The organism is Pseudomonas reidholzensis, assembly GCF_900536025.1.
GTDB classification, from domain to species: Bacteria; Pseudomonadota; Gammaproteobacteria; order Pseudomonadales; family Pseudomonadaceae; genus Aquipseudomonas; species Aquipseudomonas reidholzensis.
In genome coordinates this window covers 87,719-105,832 of sequence record NZ_UNOZ01000039.1, presented here as the reverse complement: position 1 = coordinate 105,832, position 18,114 = coordinate 87,719, and the positions used below count along the sequence as shown (strand labels likewise).

Here is an 18,114-nt window from a genome sequence, read left to right as displayed (position 1 = left end):
CGCTGTCCAAGCAACAATTGCTACCACTCGCCAGCACCGGGATAATGCGCGCCACTGGAGCACATCCCTGTCTCATTCCCACGGCGAGCACATCTCCACAGGGCAGGAAGCAGATACATCGTGATCACCTTCGACATCAGCCAATGGCGCGCTTGGGCTCCAGGCCTGCAGGTGCCCGCCGATTGGCAGGCCTGGGCCGACACCGGCGTGCTGCCTACAGGCGCCGAGCAGGCGCCGGACGTCGCGTTCCTGCCGGCCATGCAACGGCGCCGCCTGAGCCCGCTGGCGCGCATGGCGTTCGCCGTCGGCTGGCCGCTGGCCGAGGGTATCGAGGCGCTGCCACTGGTGTACGTCTCGCGCCACGGCGAAACGCCGCGCACCTTCAACCTGCTCAGCCAACTGGCCGAGCGCCAGCCGCTGTCACCCACCCAGTTCAGCCTGTCGGTGCACAACGCGGTGATCGGCCTGTGGTCGATCCTGCGCGGCGAAACCAGCGAAATGACCGCCCTGGCAGCCGCCGGCGACGGTTTCGAACAGGGCATCCTCGAAGCGGCCGGGCTGCTCCACGACGGTGCTGCCGCCGTGCTGGTCATCGTTGCCGAAGAACAGCCGCCGGCGGCCTATGCGCCATTCATCGACGACGTGCCGTTCTCCTACGCCCTGGCCCTGCTGCTGACCCCCGGCCAGCAGTGGTCGCTGGCGCTCGCCCCGGCCTGCGACAATAGCCCAGCCGAACTGCCGCATGCCCTCGACTGGCTACGCGCCCAGCTCAGCGGCCAGGACCACCTCGACCACCCCGGAAAACAGCGCTCATGGACCTGGCAACGACACCCATGAGCGGCCGCCGCGATAGCTACCACTGGCGCCTGCTGGCAACCGCGCTGAGCTTTCTGCTGTTCGGCCTCGGCGGCCTGTGCCTGCGGGTGCTGGTGTTCCCCTTGCTGGCCTGCCTGCCCGGCGGCAGCGAACGCCACCAGCAGCGGGCCCGGCGCACCATCGGCTGGCTGTTCTGGCGGCTGGTGCGGTTCATGCGCGGCAGCGGTGTGCTGACTTATGAGATCATTGGCGCCGAGGGCCTCGGGCGCCCTGGGCAGATGATCATCGCCAACCATCCGTCGCTGATCGATGTGGTGTTTCTCATCGGCCTGGTGCGCAACGCCAACTGCGTGGTCAAGCAGAGCCTGTTCGCCAACCCGTTCACCCGTGGCCCGGTCCGCGAAGCGCAGTACCTGGGCAACGATGGCAGCATGCAGATGTTCGACGCGGCGGCCGAAACGCTGCGCCAGGGCCAGCCGCTGATCATCTTCCCCGAAGGCACGCGCACACCGCCTGGGCAGGCCCCGGCCTTTCATCGTGGCGCGGCCGCGATCGCCCTGCGCGGTGCGAAGATCATCACCCCGGTGACCATCAGCGTCAGCCCCACCACGCTGACCAAGAACGAACCGTGGTACCGCATCCCGCCACGCCGGGTGCATGTGCGCCTGAAGGTCGGGGCCGACATCGACCCGGCCAGTTTCAGCGCCCTCGGCCCGGCGCCGCTGGCGTCACGCCGGCTCAACGATTACCTGCACCAGTACTTCATCAAGGAGCTCGCCACAGATGAGCGAAGCACAGCAAGACCTGTACCGTGATATCAAGCAGTTGATCATCGACGCGCTCGGCCTCGAAGACATTGCCGTGCACGACATCGACGACCAGCAGCCGCTGTTCGGCGAAGGCCTGGGCCTGGACTCGGTGGACGCGCTCGAGCTCGGCCTTGCCCTGCAGAAGCATTTCGGCATCAAGATCGACGCCGATGCCAAGGACACCCGTAGCCATTTCACCAATGTCGCCAGCCTGGCGGCATTCATCACTGCCCGTCGGGCCGCCTGAGACCGCACCATGCAAACCCGCGAAGACATCTTCAACATCCTGCGCGACGCCCTGGTCGAACTGTTCGAACTGGACCCGGCGAGCATCAACGCCAACGCCAACCTGTACCAGGACCTGGAAATCGACAGCATCGATGCCATCGACCTGATCGACCACATCAAGCGCCAGACCGGCAAGAAGATCAGCGCCGAAGACTTCAAGTCGGTGCGCACCGTCGGTGACGTGGTCGACGCCGTGTTCCGCCTGGTCAACAGCGCGGCATGAAACGCCTGGTCGGCCCCGTGCTGGTGCTGGCCGGCGTGCTGTATCCGTTTGCCGTGCACCTTGGCCTCGGCCACTTCGCGCCCTGGCAATTCGCCGTGCTGCTCGGCGGCCTGTGGCTGGCGCGCGGGCTGAGTGCGCCGCGCCGGCCCGGCAACCGTTGGATGAGCGTCGTGGCACTGGGCTTCTGCGGGCTGCTGGCGGTGTCCGACAGTGCCGCGCTGCTGCGCTGGTACCCGGTGCTGGTCAACGGCTTCATGCTGGTGCTGTTCGGCGCCAGCCTGAAATACGGGCCGCCACTGGTCGAGCGCCTGGCCCGGCTGCGTGAGCCTGAACTGCCCGCTGCAGCCATCGGCTATACCCGCCGGGTGACCGAGGTGTGGTGCGGGTTCTTCCTGGTCAACGGGCTGATCGCTGCGGGCCTGACCCTGTGGGCGCCGCTGGCCTGGTGGACGCTGTATAACGGCCTGATCGCCTATATCGCGATGGGCCTGCTGTTTGCCGGCGAATGGCTGATACGACAACAGGTGCGAGGACGCGCATGAACTGGATCAACCCCGAGCACCTGCTGCGGCCACTGGATGTGCCGCGGCCGGTGACCCTGGCGCCGGCACTCGATCACGCCGACCTGTGCGCCCAGGCCCTGCGCCTGGCTGGCGGCCTGCGTGAGCGAGGCATCCAGCGCCTGGCGGTGCACCTGCAGGATGCCGGCGAGCTGGCGATTGCCCTGCTCGGCGCCTGGCGCGCCGGGGTGCAGGTGCTGCTGCCCAGTGACCTGCAAGCGCAGACCCGCGCCCGCTGGCACGACCAGGTCGACCTGTGGCTCAGCGACCAGCCCTCCGACCACGGCATCGCACAGCTGCAAGGCGCAGCGCTGCCGCCCGCCGACCTCGACCTGGATCACTGCCGGATCGGCCTGTGCACGTCGGGCTCCAGTGGCGAAGCCAAGCTGATCGACAAGCGCCTGCGCCAGCTGGGCAATGAAGTCAGCGCCCTCGAGCAGCTCTGGGGCGAGGCGCTCGGCGATGCCTGGATCATCGGCAGTGTCGCCACCCAACATATTTACGGGCTGCTGTTCCGCGTGCTCTGGCCGCTGTGCGCCGGCCGCGGCTTCAGCCGCCAACCACTGCCCTTCCCCGAAGACCTGCAGCGTGCCAGCCGCGAGCACCCGGCCTGCGCCTGGGTCACCAGCCCGGCACTGCTCAAGCGCATGGGTGACAACCTCGACTGGCCGGCGCTGAGCCAGGTACGCCGGGTGTTCTCGTCGGGCGGCCAGCTGCCGGCGCAGGCTGCCGAACGCCTGCACCAGCGCCTTGGCCAATGGCCGACGGAAATCCTCGGCAGCTCGGAAACCGGCGGCATCGCCTGGCGTCAGGGCGACGTCCTGTGGCAGCCGTTCAACGGCGTCCAGCTTGCGCTTGATGAGCACGGGGCACTGCGCGTCGCCTCGCCTTACCTCGCCCCCGGGCACTTCGAGCAGACCGCCGACGCCGCCGAAATCAACGGCGATGGGCGCTTGCGGCTGCTCGGCCGTCTCGACCGGATCGTCAAACTGGAAGAAAAACGCATTGCCCTGCCCCAGCTCGAACAGGCCCTGTGCGCCCACGCCTGGGTCAGCGACGCACGTCTTGGGGTGGTCGAAGAAGGCCGCGCCGCGCTCGGTGCGTTGCTGGTGCTCAGCCCGGCCGGCCTGCATGCGCTGCGCAGCCAGGGCCGCCGCGCCCTGCTCGACGGCCTTCGCCAGCACCTTGCTGCACATTGCGAAGCCCTGGCCCTGCCACGCCGCTGGCGGTTGCTGCGCGAGTTGCCGGTGAATGCCCAAGGCAAGCTGCCGCAGGCCCTGGTGCAAGCCTTGCTGATGGCGCCGCGGGCCAATCGACCGGAGATCCTTGAACAGCGCCATGACGGGGCGGAACTGCGCCTGTGGGTGCCGGCCGACCTGCCATGCTTCACCGGCCATTTTCCGACCACGCCGATCCTCCCCGGGGTGGTCCAGATCGACTGGGCCATCGCCCTTGGCGCCACGGTTACCCCTCCGGGACTGCGCTTCGCCGGCATGGAAGTGCTCAAGTTCCAGCACCTGGTGCGCCCCGGCGACGAGCTGGACCTGACCCTGCGTTTCGATGCGCCCCGCAGCAAGCTGTACTTCGCCTTCAGCCTGCAGGGCCAGCCCTGCTCCAGCGGGCGCATTCTGCTGGAGCCGACCGATGCATAAGCCTTGCGCGGTGATCCCGGTGTACAACCACGAGCAGCCACTGCCTGGCGTGGTCGCAGCACTGCTGCGCGCCGGGCTGCCCTGCGTCCTGGTCGACGACGCCAGCCATGCGCCGTGCGCCGCGGTGCTGCGCCAGCTGGCCGAGCAGCCACAGGTGTTCCTGGTCAGCCTCGGCGCCAACCAGGGCAAGGGCGGGGCGGTCATGACCGGCCTGCGCGAGGCGGCCCGGCTGGGCTTCAGCCATGCCTTGCAGGTGGACGCCGACGGCCAGCACGACCTGGCCGACGTGGCCACCTTCGTGGCCCAGTCGCAGGCCCATCCACAGGCGCTGATCTGCGGTTATCCACAATACGACGCCAGCGTGCCCAAGGGGCGCCTGTACGCCCGCTACCTGACGCACGTGTGGGTCTGGATCAACAGCCTGTCGCTGGCGATCCCCGATTCGATGTGCGGCTTTCGGGTCTACCCGCTGCCACCGACGCTGGCCTTGATCGATGCAGTGCGCCTCGGCCGGCGGATGGACTTCGACCCGGAGATCCTCGTGCGCCTGGCCTGGCGCGAACAGCCGATGCGCTGGCTGCCGACTCGGGTGCACTACCCGCAGGACGGCCTCTCGCACTTTCGCCTGGTGCACGACAACGCGCTGATCTCACGCATGCACGCCAAGCTGTTCGTTGGCATGTTGCTGCGCGCACCGATGATCCTCTGGCGCCGGTGGCGCCGATGAGCAGCCCGTCACGGCACTGGGCCGAGCACGGCGAGCGCGGCAGCTTCTGGCTGATGAAGCTGACCGCGCTGCTGGTGCGCCTGCTTGGCCGACGCCTGCTGAGCCCGCTGATCCATGCCATCGTGCTGTACTTCTTCCTGTTCGGCCGCCGCGCCCGGCGCAGCGCCTGGCAGTACCAGCAACGCCTGGCCGACTGGAGCGGCGGGCGCACGCCGGCACCCAGCCACTGGCAGGTGTTCCGCCAGTTCATGGCGTTTGCCGACTCGCTGCTGGACAAGCTCGACGCCTGGAACGGCAAGCTGCGCCTGCAGGACATCGCGATCGACGACCCCGCCGGCCTGCGCCAGCAACTGCGCGGCGCACGCGGGCAAATGCTGGTCGGCGCGCACCTGGGCAACCTCGAGGTGTGCCGGGCACTGGCCGAGCTGGGCGAACAGGTGACCATGAACGTGCTGGTGCACACCCGTCACGCCGAACGCTTCAACCGCCTGCTCGGCGAAGCCGGCGCCAGCCATGTGCGGCTGATCCAGGTCAGCGAGCTGGACCCGGCGGTCATGCTGCAACTGTCCGAACGGCTGGAGCGCGGCGAATGGCTGGCGATCGCCGGCGACCGCATCCCGCTGCACGGCGCGCGCACCGTCGAGGTGGATTTTCTCGGCCATCCGGCGGCCTTGCCGCAAGGCCCCTGGCTGCTGGCCGGGCTGCTCGGCTGCCCGGTCAACCTGCTGTTCTGCTTGAAGCTTCACGGCCGCTACCGGATCACCCTGGAGCCGTTCGCCGAGCGCCTGCACTGGCGCCGCGACACCCGCGAGCAGGTGATCGCCGAATGGGCCACGCGCTACGCCGCACGCCTGGGCCATTATTGCCAACAGGCGCCGACCCAGTGGTTCAACTTCTACCCCTTCTGGAAAGACCGATGACCCAGTCCGTAACCTTCGGCGAGGCGCCGCTCGCCATCGAGGATGTCCTCGCCCTCAGCCAGCGCCAGGCCACCGCACGCCTCGAAGAGGACCCTGTGTACCGCGAGCGCATCGCCCGCGGCGCGCGTTTTCTCGACACCCTGCTGGACAAGGAAGGGGTGATCTACGGCGTCACCACCGGGTATGGCGATTCCTGCGTGGTGGCGGTGCCGCCGGAGCACGTGGAGGCGCTGCCGATCCACCTGTACACCTTTCACGGTTGCGGCCTGGGCAAGCTGCTCGAGCCGGCCGCCACCCGTGCGGTGCTGGCGGCGCGGCTGCGCTCGCTGAGCCACGGCATGTCCGGGGTGCGCTTCGAGCTGCTGGAGCGCCTGCAGGCGTTTCTCGCGCATGACATCCTGCCGCTGATCCCCGAAGAAGGCTCGGTGGGCGCCAGTGGCGACCTGACGCCGCTGTCGTACGTGGCAGCCACCTTGTCTGGCGAGCGCGAAGTGCTCTACCAGGGCGAGCAGCGCAGCAGCGCCGATGTCCATCGCCAACTCGGCTGGCAGCCGCTGGTGCTGCGGCCGAAAGAGGCCTTGGCCCTGATGAACGGCACGGCGGTGATGACCGGCCTGGCCTGCCTGGCCTTCGGCCGCGCCGACTACCTGCTCAAGCTGGCCACGCGCATCACCGCGCTCAACGTCATCGCCCTGCAAGGCAACCCGGAGCATTTCGACGAGCGCCTGTTCGCCGCCAAGCCGCACCCCGGCCAGACCCAGGTCGCCGCCTGGCTGCGCCAGGACCTGGCCATCGAGGCGCCGGCTGCGCCGCTGCACCGCCTGCAAGACCGCTACTCGCTGCGCTGCGCGCCGCACGTGCTCGGGGTACTGGCCGACAGCCTGGGCTGGCTGCGCAGCTTTATCGAGACTGAACTGAACAGCGCCAACGACAACCCGATCATCGACGGTGACGCCGAGCGCGTGCTGCACGGCGGGCACTTCTATGGCGGCCATATCGCCTTTGCCATGGACAGCCTGAAAACCCTGGTGGCGAACGTCGCCGACCTGCTCGACCGGCAGCTCGCGCTGCTGGTCGACGTGCGCTACAACCATGGCCTGCCGAGCAACCTGTCCGGTGCCCAGGCCGACCGCGCCATGCTCAACCATGGCTTCAAGGCCGTGCAGATCGGCGCCAGCGCATGGACCGCCGAAGCCCTCAAGCAGACCATGCCGGCCAGTGTCTTTTCGCGCTCCACCGAATGCCACAATCAGGACAAGGTGAGCATGGGTACGATCGCCGCACGCGATGCCCTGCGCGTGCTCGAGCTGACCGAACAGGTCGCCGCGGCGAGCTTGCTGGCTGCCAACCAGGGCGTCTGGCTGCGTGCTCGCCAGGCGGATGCACGGCCATTGCCACCGGCGTTGGAGACCATGCATCAGGCGTTGCTGGCAGACTTTGCCCCGGTCATCGAGGACCGCGCCCTGGAGCGCGAACTGCGCCTGTGCCTGGCGCGCATCGCCGAGCAGCACTGGAGGCTGCATGCGTAACCCTGGGGTGTTCCACGTCGACAGCGAGATCGTCGTGCCGTTCTTCGATGTCGACAGCATGCACATCGTCTGGCACGGCCATTACGTGAAATACCTCGAAGTCGCCCGCTGCGCCCTGCTCGACAGCCTGCAGCACGATTACCGCAGCATGCAGGCGAGCGGCTACATGTGGCCAGTGATCGACCTGCAGCTGCGCTATATCCGCGGCGCCAGCTTCGGCCAGCGGCTGAACGTGCGCGCCAGTCTGGTCGAGTGGGAGCACCGGCTGAAGATCAACTACCTGATCAGCGACGCCGCCACCGGCGAACGCATGACCCGCGCCAGCACGGTGCAGGTCGCGGTGCACATCGACAGCGGCGAGATGCAGCTGGCCTCGCCGCAGGTGATGCTCGACGCGGTGCGCGGGGTGCTGTCATGAGCAGGCTGCTGCGCGCCGTTTCTGCGCTGGCCCTGCTGATCGGCAGCCCGCTGGCCCTGGCGTTCGACCTGCAAGACCTGCAGCGGCAGCTGAGCGAACCCGCCGTGGTCAAAGGCAGCTTCATCCAGGAAAAACACCTGCGTGCCCTGCCCCAGCCACTGCTGAGCCGCGGGCAGTTCATCCTGGCGCGTGACCACGGCCTGCTCTGGCTTCTGCAAACGCCGTTGCGCCAGGACTACCGGATCAGCGCTCAAGGCATCGCCCGGCGTGACCCGAGCGGCTGGCAAAGCGTGCCCAGCCGCAGCGCGGGTGCGGAGCAGAACCGGTTGTTCTTCGCCGTGCTGCAAGGCGACAGCAGCGGCCTGCAGCGCGACTTCGCGCTGACCCTGGAAGGCAGCGCCGAGCACTGGCAACTGCGCCTCGACCCACGCTCGCTGCTGCTCAAGCAGATCTTCACGCGCATCGACATCGCCGGCGGCCGTTACGTCGAACGCATCGAACTGCAAGAAACCCAGGGCGACAGCACCGTACTCCGGATGCCTGACAGCCGCGGCGCGCCGGCCTTGAGCGAGACGGAGCGCAACGACTTTGCCGAGTGAACGCCTGCTGCCGCGCCTGTTCCTGGCCTTGCTGGTAATGGTGCTGGCGGTCGCCGGCTGGCAGTGGCACGGCGCCGCACCGCTGTCGGGCGACCTGATGGCGCTGGTGCCGGGGGACACCCAGGACCCGCTGGTGCAGCGCGCCGAACAGCGCATGCAGGCGCCGCTCAACCGCGAGGTGCTGGTGCTGGTCGGCCACCCGCAGCGCCAGCAGGCGGTGGCCATGGCCGAGCGCCTGGCCGGGGAATGGCAGGCCAGCGGCCTGTTCGAAAAGGTCCAGTGGAGCGTGCAGACCGACCTGCAAGCGGTGCGCGAACAACTGCTGCAAGGTCGCCTGGCGATGCTCTCGGCCAGCGACCGCCAGCAACTGCTTGACCAGCCCCAGGCCTTTGTCGAACAGCGTGTGCAAAGCCTGTTCGACCCGTTCAGCGGCTTCAGCCTGGTGCCCAGCCAAGAGGATTGGCTGGGCCTGACTGGGCGCATCCAGGCCAGCCAGCCGAAACCGGCCAACATTCAGCTCGACACCGCCAGCGGCGCGCTGATCGCCGAAGCCGACGGCCAGCAGTGGGTGTTGTTGCGCGCGCGCAGCTTGGGCGACGCCTTTGACCTGAAGCTGCCATTGCAAGTGGCGGACCTGCTCGCGGCCAGTCGCCTGCACGCCGAGCACGACGGCGCCCGGCTGCTGGCCGTCAGCGGCCTGTTGCACGCCGCCAACGGCCAGCGCCAGGCCAGCCGCGAGATCACCTGGGTGGGCGGCGGCGCCACGCTGGGCATTCTGCTGTTGCTGTTGCTGGCATTCCGCCGCTGGCGGGTGCTGCTGGCCTTCGTCCCGGTGCTGGTGGGCATGCTGTTCGGCGCTGTGGCCTGCGTCGCCCTGTTCGGCAAGATGCATGTGATGACCCTGGTGCTGGGCTCGAGCCTGATCGGGGTGGCCGTGGACTACCCGTTGCACTACCTGTCGAAGGGCTGGAGCCTGCGCCCCTGGCACAGCTGGACGGCGCTGCGGCTGACCCTGCCGGGGCTGAGCCTGAGCCTGGCGACCAGTTGCATCGGCTACCTGGCGCTGGCCTTCACGCCGTTTCCGGCACTCACGCAAATCGCCGTGTTCTCTGCGGCCGGCCTGGTCGGCGCCTACCTGAGCGCGGTGTGCCTGCTGCCCGCCCTGCTGCAAGGTGTCGAGCTGCGCCCGGCACAGTGGCCGCTGCGCCTCGCGCAAGCCCTCACCGCGCTGCGTGAGCGCTTGCTGCGCAACGTCCACAGTGCCGTGCTGCTGGGCCTGCTGCTGGTGTTTTGTGCGGCGGGCCTGTGGCAACTGGACAGCCGCAACGACATTCGCCAATGGGTCGGCAGCTCACCGCAACTGCTCGAAGAGGCGCAGGCCGTGGCGCGTATCACCGGCTACCAACCGACCAGCCAGTTCTACCTGGTGCGTGGCGCCGACCCGGGGCAACTGCTCGAGCGCCTGCGGGCGTTGAGCGGCAAGCTCGACGAACTGGCTGCGCTGGACAAGCTCAAGGGCTACATGAGCCTCAGTCAGCTGGTGGCCAGCCCCGCCGAGCAGCAGCAGGCGCGCAGCGCCCTCGCGCAGTTACCCCGGCATTGGCAGCCGCTGCTGGCCTTGGGCGTGCCGCAGGCCGCGTTGACGGCAGAACTGGAGCACCTGCGCCAGCTGCCCGATCGCTCGATCGAGGAGGTCCTGGCCGGCCCGCTCGGCGAAGCCTGGCGGCCGTTGTGGCTGGGCCAGGACGCCAGCGGCGTGGCTGCGATCGTCAGCCTGCAAGGGCTCAACGACCCGGCCCTGCTGCGCTTGCAGACCGATGAGCTGGCGGGCGTGCAACTGGTCGACCGGCTCGGCCAGTTGAACCAGCTGTTTGCCGCCACCCAGATCAGCGCCGCCGAACTCAAGCTGCTGTCCTGCGTGTTGATCCTGGCCCTGCTGGTGCTGCCGTTCGGCCTGGGCGGCGCGCTGCGCCTGGTCGCCCTGCCGTTACTCGCCGCGCTGTGCAGCCTGGCCAGCCTCGGCTGGCTGGGCCAACCGCTGACCCTGTTCAGCCTGTTCGGGCTGTTGCTGGTGACGGCCATCAGCGTCGACTATGCGATCCTCATGCATGAACGGATCGGTGGCGCTGCGGTCAGTTTGCTCGGCACCCTGCTGGCGGCACTGACCACCTGGCTGTCGTTCGGCCTGTTGGCGCTGTCGAGTACCCCGGCGGTGAGCAACTTCGGCCTGGCGGTCAGCCTCGGCCTGGCCTTCAGTTTTGTCCTTGCGCCCTGGGCCGCACCCCGCGAACGAGAGACCCCGCTGCCATGAAACGCCTGCTGTCGCTGTTGTTGCTGCCCCTGTTGCTCGCCGCCTGCGCTGCGCAGCCGCCGCTGCCCGCCCGGCAACCCATGCTGGAGCTGCCGCAGCAACTGCATGTACAGCGCGAGCAAGACGCACAACGCCAGGACTGGCTGCTGGTGGTACAGGCTGAGAACGGCCAGTTGCGCTGGTCGCTGCTGGACCTGATGGGCATCCCCCAGGCGCGCCAACTGCTCGATGGCCACACTTGGCGCGCGGATGGCCTGCTGCCGCCCAATCCCGCTGCGCGTGAGCTGTTCGCCGCCGTGCTGTTTGCCCTGACCCCGCAAACCGAACTGGCGCGACTTTATCCACAGGCGCGCCAGAGAGGCCTGCGGCGCTCGCTGGGTACGCGTTGGCAGGTCGACTACCGCCAGGCCGACGATTTCACCCTGAGCCTCGCCCAAGGCCTGCGTTATCACGTCAGCCCTTTGCCCAACGAGCCTGCGCCATGACCGCCTACCTGAATGCTCTGGGCCTGGTCTGTGCCCTCGGCCAGGGCCAGGCCGAGGTCGCCCGCCGGTTGTTTGCCGGCGACTGCTCGGGCATGCGCGCAGCGCACGGCTGGGTGCCTGACCGGTGCCTGCCGGTCGGTGCCGTCGACGCCCCGCTGCCGCCACTGCCGCTGCCGACTCAGCAGAGCCGCAACAATCAGCTGCTGTACGCCGCGGCGCTGCAGATCGAGCCGGCCATCCGCCAGGCCATCGACCGGCATGGCCGCCAGCGCATCGGCATCGTGCTGGGCACCAGCACCTCCGGGATCGCAGAAGCCAGCAGCGGGATAGCCGATTACCTGCGCAGCGGGCAGTTCCCCGACGACTATCGCTATGACCAGCAGGCGCTTGGCGCACCGGCTGCGTTTCTCGCCGCCTGGCTGCAACTCGAAGGGCCAGCCTACGTCATCTCGACCGCATGCACCTCCAGTGGCCGGGCCTTGCTCAGTGCCCGCCGGCTGCTCGACCTGGGCCTGTGCGATGCGGTGCTGTGCGGCGGCGTCGACAGCCTGTGCGGCCTGACCCTGAACGGCTTCACGGCGCTGGAGGCGGTCAGTGCACAGCGCTGCAACCCGCTCTCGGTCAACCGTGACGGCATCAATATCGGCGAAGCCGCGGCACTGTTCCTGATGACCCGCGAAGGGCCGGGCACCGCCCTGCTGGGCGCGGGTGCCAGCTCTGACGCCTACCATATCTCCGCGCCCGAGCCGAACGGCAAGGGCGCCTTGCAGGCCATGGGCAAAGCGCTGGACAATGCCCGGCTGACGCCCGCGCAGATCGACTACCTGAACCTGCACGGCACCGCCACCGCGCATAACGACGCCATGGAGTGCCGGGCCGTACACCACCTGTTCGGCGCCAACCTGCCGTGCTCGTCGAGCAAGCCGATGACCGGCCACACGCTCGGCGCCGCCGGCGCGCTGGAGGCGGCTTTTTGCTGGTTGACCCTGAGCGAGCACAACCCCCACGGCCTGCTGCCGCCCCATTGCTGGGACGGCCAGCACGACCCTGAGCTGCCCCGGCTGACGCTGGTCGAGGCCAACCATCGCCTGCCAGGCCAAGGCCCGCGCCGGTTGATGAGCAACTCGTTCGCCTTTGGTGGCAACAATGTCAGCCTGATTCTCGGAGACGCACCATGACCACCTGGCCCTTGGCCGACCTGCTGCCGCACGCCGGTGACATGATCCTGATAGACGCCATCGACAGCTGTGACGAGGAGCAGATCCACACCCACGCCACGGTGCGGGCGGGCGGCCAGTTCAACCGTGCCGACGGCAGCCTGCCGGCCTGGCTGGCCCTCGAGCTGATGGCGCAGAGCGTGGCGGCCTACGCCGGTCATCGTGCGCGACGCCTCGGCCAGGCAGTGGAGATGGGCTTTCTGCTCGGCACGCGCAAGTTCGCGTGCAACGTCGAGCATTTTCCCGCGGGTACCGAGCTGCGCATCCATGCCCAGCGCTCGCTGGAAGACGACAACGGCATGGGTGTGTTCGAATGCCACCTGCGCGGCGATGGCATCCATGCCAGTGCCCGCCTGAATGTCTACCGCCCGCCCCAGGCGAGCCAGTACCTGGCCGAAGCGGCCCCTGAGGACCACCCGCATGACTGACACCATCCTCGTCACCGGCTCCAGCCGTGGCATCGGCCGCGCCATCGCCCTGCGCCTGGCGCGCGCCGGCCATGACCTGGTGCTGCACTGTCGCAGTGGCCGCAGCGAAGTCGAGGCGGTTGCCGAAGCCGTGCGCGGGCTGGGGCGCCAGGCGCGCATCCTGCAGTTCGATATCGCCGACCGGGCGGCCTGCGCGGCCCTGCTCGTTGCAGATGTCGAGGCGCATGGCGCCTATTACGGCGTGGTGTGCAATGCCGGCCTGACCCGTGATGGCGCCTTCCCGGCGCTCAGCGAAGACGATTGGGACCAGGTCATGCGCACCAACCTGGATGGCTTCTACAACGTTCTGCACCCGCTGATGATGCCGATGATCCGCCGCCGCGCCCCCGGGCGCATCGTCTGCATCACCTCGGTCTCGGGGCTGATCGGCAACCGCGGCCAGGTCAACTACAGCGCCTCCAAGGCCGGCCTGATCGGTGCTGCAAAAGCCCTGGCGATCGAGCTGGGCAAGCGCCGCATCACCGTCAACTGCGTCGCCCCGGGGCTGATCGACACGGCCATGCTCGATGAGCACGTGCCGGTCGAGGAGCTGCTGAAGATGATCCCGGCGCAGCGCATGGGCACGCCAGAGGAAGTCGCCGGCGTGGTGAACTTCCTCATGTCCGATGAGGCAGCCTACATCACCCGCCAGGTCATTTCGGTCAACGGAGGGCTGTGCTGATGCGCCGGGTCGTGGTCACCGGCATGGCCGGCATCACTGCGCTGGGCAATGACTGGGAGACGCTTGCCGGGCATTTCGCCAATCACCACAGCGGCATCCGCCGGATGCACGAGTGGGACCGCTTCGAGGAGCTCAACACCCGCCTCGGCGCCCCGATCGACGACTTCCAGGTGCCCGCCCACTGGACCCGCAAGCAGCTGCGCAGCATGGGCCGGGTGGCGCGCCTGGCGGTCGCCGCCGCCGAGCGGGCGCTGGCCGATGCCGGCCTGCTCGACGACCCGAGCATTCGCGACGGCCGCATGGGCGTGGCCTGCGGCTCCTCGGCGGGCAGCACCGACGAGATCAAGGCGTTCGGCAACATGCTGCTCAATTCGCGCGCCGATGGCCTCAACGCCAACTCCTACGTGCGCATGATGCCGCACACCACGGCGGCCAATATCAGCATCTTCTTTGGCCTCACCGGGCGCCTGATCCCCACCTCCAGCGCGTGCACCAGTGGCAGCCAGGGCGTCGGCTATGCCTACGAGGCGATCAAGTTCGGGCGCCTGCCGATGATGCTCGCCGGTGGCGCCGAAGAGCTGTGCCCGACCGAGGCGATGGTGTTCGACGCGCTGTACGCCACCAGCCTGAAGAACGACACCCCGCACCTCTCGCCACGCCCTTACGACAGCGCCCGTGACGGCCTGGTGGTCGGCGAAGGCGGCGGCATGCTGGTGCTCGAGGAACTGCAGCACGCGCTGGCCCGCGGCGCGCGCATCCATGCCGAGATCGTCGGCTTTGGCAGCAACGCCGATGGCCAGCACATCACTCGCCCGGAGCAGGCCACCATGCGCCGTGCGATGGAACTGGCGCTGGAGGATGCCGGCTTGGCGCCTGATGCCATCGGCTACGTCAACGGCCATGGCACCGCCACCGAGCAGGGCGATATCGCCGAGACCCAGGCCACCCACGCGCTGTTTGGCGCGCGGATGCCGATCAGCTCGCAGAAGAGCTTTCTCGGCCATACCCTGGGGGCCTGTGGCGCGCTCGAGTCGTGGTTCAGCATCGAGATGATGAACCGCGACCAGTACGTGCACACCCTCAACCTCGATCACATCGACCCGCGCTGCGCCGAGCTGGATTACCTGCGTGGTGCCATGCGGGCGATGAGCAACGAGTACGTGATGAACAATAATTTCGCTTTTGGCGGGGTCAACACGTCGTTGATTTTCCGCCGCTGGCACTGAGCAATACCTACTGAATGACTGGAGAGAAAGGAATGTCTTCGTTACTGCGCGCCACGGCATTGGGCCTGGCGCTGATCGGCCTGGCCGGCTGCACCTCGAAACCTGTGTTGAACCCTTCCGAGCAACTGGTGGCCAACCATGGCTATAGCCAGTCGCAGGTGCAGCTGGCGATCCTCAAGGGTATCGCCAACCGCGGCTGGACCGCGCAAAAGCTCGCGCCGGGGCTGATCCAGGCGGACATCCTGGTGCGCGGCACCCACTACGCGGCGGTGGATATCCACTACAGCGCCAGCGAATACCGCATCAGCTACCGCGACAGCCGCGAGATGGACTACAAGAACGGCAGCATTCACCGCAACTACAACCGCTGGGTGGCCAACCTGGACAAGAACATCCTGCGTGAGCTGAACAACCTGGCGACCGACAACATCATGCGCCAGTCGGCCACCACCCAGAACTGATCCGAGCCCTTCATCGCGGGGCAAGCCCGCGATGAAGCACTAACCGTGTAGCCCATTGCCCGTCAGCAACTCGGCAAACGCGGTGGCCATCGCTGAACCGCCTTTCTGCCGCTGCACCAGCCAGACCGCCGTCCCTGCGCCTTCATCCAGCAATGTCCGGTACACCACGCCATCAATGCGCATGCGCTGGAAAGACGCCGGCAGCACCGACACCCCCAACCCCGCCGACACCAGACCGATAATGGTCATCGCCTCCCCCGCCTCCTGGGCAAAGTGCGGGCTGAAGCCTGCCTGCCGCGCGAGGCTCAGCAGTTGCGCGTGCAAGCCGCTGCCATAGCTGCGCGGGAAGAACACGAACGGTTCGTGCGCCAGCGCGGCCATGTGCAGGCCCTGCTCGCTGCCTTCGGCCAGCGGATGCGAGGCATTGATCACCGCCACCAGTGGCTCGCGGAACAGCTCGGTAGCGACCAGCCCGGCGGGCAACGGCATGGGCCGCATCAGACCGACTTCGATGGATTCGTCGAACACCGCTTCGGCGACGTCGCGGCTGCTCATCTCCTTGAGGTTGAGGTGCACCGCCGGGAAGCGCTGGCGAAACGCGTGGATCGCCTTGGGGATCTTCGAGGTGAACGGCGCTGACGAGGTAAAGCCGATCTTCATTTCGCCCAGCTCGCCCAGTTGCGCCCGCCGCGCGACGTCGGCGGCCTTTTCGACCTGGGCCAGGACCTGGCGCGCCTCGTCGAGAAACAGCCGCCCCGCTTCGCTGAGCTCGACCCGACGATTGGTACGCTCGAACAGCCGGGCGCCGAGTTCCTGCTCCAGCGCCTGGATCTGCTGGCTCAAGGGCGGTTGGGAAATGCCCAGTTGCTGCGCGGCGCGGCCAAAGTGCAGTTCTTCGGCAACGGCGATGAAGTAGCGCAGGTGGCGCAGTTCCATGATCAGCTCCAAACGAGTCGTAAAACGTCTTAAACAGGTCGAACAATATATTGGATCTAATCATTAGCCAGCTATATGCTTTTTTCAATTCGCAACACCGGCCTTCGCGCCCGAGGTAACCCTTCGTGAAAACAGCTGTAGCCCCACTGCCTGCCGACCCTGAGCCTGCCGCCCTCAACGACATCTGGATCGAGAAAGGCACACCGGCCTTCCTCAAGACCGTGCTGGCCCTGTTCAGCGGCGGCTTCGCCACCTTTGCCCTGCTCTACTGCGTGCAACCCATGATGCCGCTGCTGTCGCACGAGTTCGCGATCAATGCCGCGCAGAGCAGCCTGGTGCTGTCAGTGGCGACGGCGATGCTGGCCATCGGGCTGCTGATCACCGGGCCGATTTCCGACCGTATAGGCCGCAAGCCGGTGATGGTCTTTGCGCTGGTCTGCGCCGCGCTGTCGACCCTGGCCAGCGCGGTCATGCCGAGCTGGGAACTGGTGCTGGCGACGCGGGCCCTGGTCGGCTTGTCGTTGAGTGGCCTGGCAGCGGTGGCGATGACCTACCTGAGCGAAGAAATCCACCCGCAGCACATCGGCCTGGCCATGGGCCTGTACATCGGCGGCAACGCCATTGGCGGCATGAGTGGGCGGCTGATCAGCGGCGTGCTGATCGACTTCGTCAGCTGGCACACGGCGATGCTGGTCATCGGCGGCCTGGCGCTGGTGGCGGCGGTGGTGTTCTGGAGGGTCCTGCCGGAGTCTCGCAATTTCCGCCCGCAGGCGATGAACCCGCGCAGCTTGCTCGACGGCTTCGTCATGCACTTTCGCGATGCCGGCTTGCCGTGGCTGTTCCTCGAGGCGTTCTTGCTGATGGGCGCGTTCGTCACCCTGTTCAACTACATCGGTTACCGCCTGCTGGCCGAGCCGTATCACATGAACCAGGCGCTGGTCGGCTTGCTCTCGGTGGTCTACCTGTCGGGCATCTACAGCTCGGCGCAGGTCGGCGCCCTGGCGGACAGGCTGGGCCGGCGCAAGGTGTTCTGGGCGAGCATCCTGGTGATGGCCGGCGGCATGCTGATGACCATGGCCAACCCATTGCCGATGGTGGTGCTGGGCATGCTGGTGTTCACCTTCGGCTTCTTCGGGGCGCACTCGGTGGCCAGCAGCTGGATTGGCCGACGGGCGTTGAAGGCCAAGGGACAGGCGTCGTCGCTGTACCTGTTCTGCTACTACGCGGGGTCGAGCGTGGCCGGGACGGCCGGTGGGGTGTTCTGGCACATGGCCGGGTGGAACGGCATCGGGCTGTTTATCGGCAGCCTGCTGGCCGTGGCGTTGCTGGTGGCGCTGCACCTGAGTCGGCTGGCACCCAAGACGGCGTGACGCCGGGGCTGCCACGCAGCCCCGAGGCACAAACGATCAGTTGATGATCTCGACGATGTCCGCATCCACTTCGCGGCTCATCAGGTTCTTCTCGACTTCGCCGGTCAGCTTGACCTTGGTCTTGTCGTTGAAGCCGGCGGCGGGCATGTCTTCATCGTCGATCTCGACCTTGATGGTGCCGGTGTTGTCCTTGAACTCGTACTTGTCGTCGTTATCCAGCTTCTTGGTGACGAAACCCTGCAGCACCACGCGGGTGTCGTCGGCGGCTTCGTTGGCAGCGGCAACGGTGGTGACCGGCTGGGCACCCGGGCCGGTGTAGGTGTTGGCCAGGGCGGCGGTGCTGAACAGTGGGGCGAGGATCAGAGCAAGGTAGCGAGCTTTCATGGGATCAGGTCCTGTATCGGTTTGGATTGGGACC

General features: G+C 67.6%; 21 protein-coding genes. 19 read left to right on the top strand and 2 right to left on the bottom strand.

Features of this window, described 5'->3' with window-relative positions:
- The first annotated feature begins 120 nt into the window (after window positions 1–120).
- From CCOS865_RS27030 to CCOS865_RS26945, 18 genes are read left to right on the top strand one after another with little or no spacing between them, the layout of a single operon-like run.
- Window positions 121–837 (top strand): beta-ketoacyl synthase chain length factor, encoded by a 717-nt coding sequence (locus tag CCOS865_RS27030; RefSeq protein WP_119146684.1) that lies wholly within the window; start codon window positions 121–123, stop codon window positions 835–837.
- Window positions 813–1,631, top strand: a complete 819-nt coding sequence (locus CCOS865_RS27025; RefSeq protein ID WP_119146682.1) for a lysophospholipid acyltransferase family protein — start codon at window positions 813–815, stop codon at window positions 1,629–1,631. The genes CCOS865_RS27030 and CCOS865_RS27025 overlap by 25 nt, the downstream gene beginning before the upstream one ends.
- Window positions 1,600–1,872, top strand: a complete 273-nt coding sequence (locus tag CCOS865_RS27020) for a phosphopantetheine-binding protein (protein WP_119146680.1) — start codon at window positions 1,600–1,602, stop codon at window positions 1,870–1,872. Before CCOS865_RS27025 ends, CCOS865_RS27020 begins: the two co-directional genes overlap by 32 nt.
- Before the next feature lie 9 nt (window positions 1,873–1,881).
- A complete protein-coding gene (locus CCOS865_RS27015) occupies window positions 1,882–2,136 on the top strand; it encodes an acyl carrier protein (RefSeq protein WP_119146679.1) in 255 nt (84 codons plus the stop codon).
- Window positions 2,133–2,678, top strand: coding sequence for a COG4648 family protein (locus tag CCOS865_RS27010; protein ID WP_119146677.1), 546 nt, complete (start codon window positions 2,133–2,135; stop codon window positions 2,676–2,678). The genes CCOS865_RS27015 and CCOS865_RS27010 overlap by 4 nt, the downstream gene beginning before the upstream one ends.
- A complete protein-coding gene (locus tag CCOS865_RS27005; RefSeq protein WP_119146675.1) occupies window positions 2,675–4,348 on the top strand; it encodes an ApeI family dehydratase in 1,674 nt (557 codons plus the stop codon). Before CCOS865_RS27010 ends, CCOS865_RS27005 begins: the two co-directional genes overlap by 4 nt.
- A complete protein-coding gene (locus CCOS865_RS27000) occupies window positions 4,341–5,075 on the top strand; it encodes a glycosyltransferase family 2 protein (RefSeq protein ID WP_119146673.1) in 735 nt (244 codons plus the stop codon). The genes CCOS865_RS27005 and CCOS865_RS27000 overlap by 8 nt, the downstream gene beginning before the upstream one ends.
- Complete coding sequence (locus CCOS865_RS26995; RefSeq protein ID WP_119146671.1) at window positions 5,072–5,995, top strand: LpxL/LpxP family acyltransferase; 924 nt, start codon at window positions 5,072–5,074, stop codon at window positions 5,993–5,995. The genes CCOS865_RS27000 and CCOS865_RS26995 overlap by 4 nt, the downstream gene beginning before the upstream one ends.
- Window positions 5,992–7,524, top strand: coding sequence for an HAL/PAL/TAL family ammonia-lyase (locus CCOS865_RS26990; protein ID WP_119146669.1), 1,533 nt, complete (start codon window positions 5,992–5,994; stop codon window positions 7,522–7,524). The genes CCOS865_RS26995 and CCOS865_RS26990 overlap by 4 nt, the downstream gene beginning before the upstream one ends.
- On the top strand, window positions 7,517–7,942 hold the full coding sequence (locus CCOS865_RS26985; RefSeq protein ID WP_119146667.1) for an acyl-CoA thioesterase: 426 nt from the start codon (window positions 7,517–7,519) through the stop codon (window positions 7,940–7,942). The genes CCOS865_RS26990 and CCOS865_RS26985 overlap by 8 nt, the downstream gene beginning before the upstream one ends.
- Window positions 7,939–8,541, top strand: a complete 603-nt coding sequence (locus CCOS865_RS26980) for an outer membrane lipoprotein carrier protein LolA (RefSeq protein WP_119146666.1) — start codon at window positions 7,939–7,941, stop codon at window positions 8,539–8,541. The genes CCOS865_RS26985 and CCOS865_RS26980 overlap by 4 nt, the downstream gene beginning before the upstream one ends.
- On the top strand, window positions 8,531–10,852 hold the full coding sequence (locus CCOS865_RS26975; protein WP_208644570.1) for an MMPL family transporter: 2,322 nt from the start codon (window positions 8,531–8,533) through the stop codon (window positions 10,850–10,852). The genes CCOS865_RS26980 and CCOS865_RS26975 overlap by 11 nt, the downstream gene beginning before the upstream one ends.
- Complete coding sequence (locus CCOS865_RS26970; protein WP_119146664.1) at window positions 10,849–11,337, top strand: DUF3261 domain-containing protein; 489 nt, start codon at window positions 10,849–10,851, stop codon at window positions 11,335–11,337. Before CCOS865_RS26975 ends, CCOS865_RS26970 begins: the two co-directional genes overlap by 4 nt.
- A complete protein-coding gene (locus CCOS865_RS26965) occupies window positions 11,334–12,515 on the top strand; it encodes a beta-ketoacyl-[acyl-carrier-protein] synthase family protein (protein WP_119146662.1) in 1,182 nt (393 codons plus the stop codon). The genes CCOS865_RS26970 and CCOS865_RS26965 overlap by 4 nt, the downstream gene beginning before the upstream one ends.
- Window positions 12,512–12,982 (top strand): hotdog family protein, encoded by a 471-nt coding sequence (locus CCOS865_RS26960; RefSeq protein WP_119146660.1) that lies wholly within the window; start codon window positions 12,512–12,514, stop codon window positions 12,980–12,982. Before CCOS865_RS26965 ends, CCOS865_RS26960 begins: the two co-directional genes overlap by 4 nt.
- On the top strand, window positions 12,975–13,703 hold the full coding sequence (gene fabG / locus CCOS865_RS26955; RefSeq protein WP_119146658.1) for a 3-oxoacyl-ACP reductase FabG: 729 nt from the start codon (window positions 12,975–12,977) through the stop codon (window positions 13,701–13,703). Before CCOS865_RS26960 ends, fabG begins: the two co-directional genes overlap by 8 nt.
- A complete protein-coding gene (locus CCOS865_RS26950; RefSeq protein WP_119146656.1) occupies window positions 13,703–14,929 on the top strand; it encodes a beta-ketoacyl-ACP synthase in 1,227 nt (408 codons plus the stop codon). The genes fabG and CCOS865_RS26950 overlap by 1 nt, the downstream gene beginning before the upstream one ends.
- Before the next feature lie 32 nt (window positions 14,930–14,961).
- Window positions 14,962–15,390, top strand: a complete 429-nt coding sequence (locus tag CCOS865_RS26945; protein ID WP_119146654.1) for a hypothetical protein — start codon at window positions 14,962–14,964, stop codon at window positions 15,388–15,390.
- A 39-nt stretch (window positions 15,391–15,429) separates the two neighbouring features.
- On the opposite strand, the gene CCOS865_RS26940 is transcribed toward CCOS865_RS26945, so the two are convergent.
- The gene (locus CCOS865_RS26940; protein WP_119146652.1) at window positions 15,430–16,326 is read right to left on the bottom strand and encodes a LysR family transcriptional regulator; all 897 of its coding nucleotides are present in this window, start codon (window positions 16,324–16,326) and stop codon (window positions 15,430–15,432) included.
- 125 nt (window positions 16,327–16,451) lie between these two features.
- On the opposite strand from CCOS865_RS26940, the gene CCOS865_RS26935 reads away from it, so the two are divergent.
- The gene (locus CCOS865_RS26935) at window positions 16,452–17,696 is read left to right on the top strand and encodes an MFS transporter (protein ID WP_119146650.1); all 1,245 of its coding nucleotides are present in this window, start codon (window positions 16,452–16,454) and stop codon (window positions 17,694–17,696) included.
- 36 nt (window positions 17,697–17,732) lie between these two features.
- On the opposite strand, the gene CCOS865_RS26930 is transcribed toward CCOS865_RS26935, so the two are convergent.
- On the bottom strand, window positions 17,733–18,080 hold the full coding sequence (locus tag CCOS865_RS26930; protein ID WP_119146648.1) for a NirD/YgiW/YdeI family stress tolerance protein: 348 nt from the start codon (window positions 18,078–18,080) through the stop codon (window positions 17,733–17,735).
- Window positions 18,081–18,114: the final 34 nt, after the last annotated feature.